General features: G+C 48.8%; 3 protein-coding genes. All 3 read left to right on the top strand.

Translation table 11 applies throughout. From position 1 onward, the window contains the following. Positions 1–228, top strand: a 228-nt coding sequence (locus tag B3N33_RS12715; protein WP_292593534.1) for a VOC family protein, incomplete at its 5' end; no start/stop codon positions are given. A gap of 27 nt (positions 229–255) precedes the next feature. Beyond that, positions 256–1,188 carry a ribokinase gene (locus B3N33_RS12710; protein WP_099830475.1) on the top strand — a complete coding sequence of 311 codons (933 nt, stop codon included), beginning with the start codon at positions 256–258 and terminating at the stop codon, positions 1,186–1,188. Positions 1,189–1,226: 38 nt separating this feature from the next. After that, positions 1,227–1,604: FGGY family carbohydrate kinase (locus tag B3N33_RS12705; protein ID WP_292593533.1), on the top strand; the 378-nt coding region annotated here is incomplete at its 3' end.

Genomic DNA, 1,604 nt, shown 5'->3' with positions numbered 1-1,604 from the left:
GAAGATAGCAAAGAGAGGGAATTTGCTCCCGAATCACAGTCTCACTTTCAGCACCTCTCTTTTGTTGTGGATGACATTGAAAAGGCAATGGATTACCTGAAGAGCAACGGCATTGAACTCGAATCGCCCGATCCCATCCCGGTTTTTGACGGAAAAATCTTCTACAACACGTTCAAGGGTCTGGGCGGTGAATTGCTGGAGATCGCTGAAGAGAAGAGACCCAGATAGAATCATTAGATTGCTTGGAGGTATCAAATGAATAAAGTGACGGTATTCGGTAGCTATGTCATGGATCTCACTACCCTTTCTCCCCACATTCCCGTTGTAGGAGAGACTGTCTTTTCCGGTCCCTTCAAGATGGGCCCCGGAGGCAAGGGATTCAACCAGGCTGTGGCTGCCAGAAAGGCTGGATCTGATGTCAAGTTCATGACGAAGATCGGCAAAGACTTGTTTGCTCCATTTGTCAAGAATGCATTTGACAGATTTGGAATTACTAAGGAGTATCTTCTCGAGTCGGATACTGCCGGAACCGGTGTCGCTCTGATAATAGTAGATGAGAACAATGGAAACAACGCTATTGCAGTTGCACCGGAGGCATGCAATGAGTTGACTATTGATGATGTAAAAAGGAATAGAGATATCTTCACTTCTTCCGATGTCTTTCTTACACAGTTTGAAGCAAATCTCGACGCAACTTATGAGGCGATAAAACTCGCCAGGGACTCCGGGGCAAGAGTCTTGTTAAATCCCGCACCCGTAAAGGAATTTGATCATTCGATCCTCAAATATGTCGACGTTATTATGCCAAACGAGATAGAGGCCAGCCTCATGACAGGGATTCCCCTCGACGGCATGGATTCGATAGAGGAAATAGCATCTGAATTGAAGAAGTCGGTGGACACTGTGCTCATAACTCTCGGAGGCAAGGGGGTCTACTGTCCATCGGTCAATGGAGGGCTTGTCCCCGCCTGCAAGGTGAAGACTATCGATACAACCGGAGCTGGAGATGCATTTGCCGGCGTTTTTGCGGCATATCTCTCGAGGGGAGAGGGATTGGAGAGAGCTATAGACTACGCCCGTGCCGGAGCCGCTATTTCCACGACAAGATTCGGTACGTCTCCTTCAATGCCGGAAAGGGAAGAAATCGAAGCTCTCGTTAATGAGATGATCGGGGGCGATAAGAAATGAAATACGTCATTGCNNGAGATAACTGGGGGCGATAGGAAATGAAATACGTCATCGCATACGATCTGGGAACTACCGGGAACAAGGCGACACTCTATGGAGTGGACGGAAAACTCCTGGCGAGTTCCTTCTCAGGTTACAAGACCTATCATCCCGGTCCGAATCAGGTAGAGCAAGATCCTCTGGAATGGTGGGAGTCCGTCAAAAAAACCACCTCGGAGCTCATCGCCAGGGCTGCTGTCAATCCCGAAGAGATAGTCTCTATAAGCTTCAGCGGACAGATGATGGGAGCCATCCCCGTGGACAAGGACGGAAAGCTTCTTAGAAGAGCCATCATATGGGCCGATCAGAGAAGCGTCGAACAGTCGGAAAGGCTTGAAGACGTCGGCAATGATTTCGTCTACAGGCTTACAGGATCG

The organism is Mesotoga sp. UBA5825 (genome assembly GCF_002432955.1).
Taxonomy (GTDB): Bacteria; Thermotogota; Thermotogae; order Petrotogales; family Kosmotogaceae; genus Mesotoga.
This window is presented reverse-complemented; position numbering and strand designations above follow the sequence as displayed.

Excerpts from the sequence above, each read along its gene's own strand:
- B3N33_RS12710 (WP_099830475.1), top strand. The coding sequence starts at position 256 with ATGAATAAAGTGACGGTATTCGGTAGCTATGTCATGGATCTCACTACC.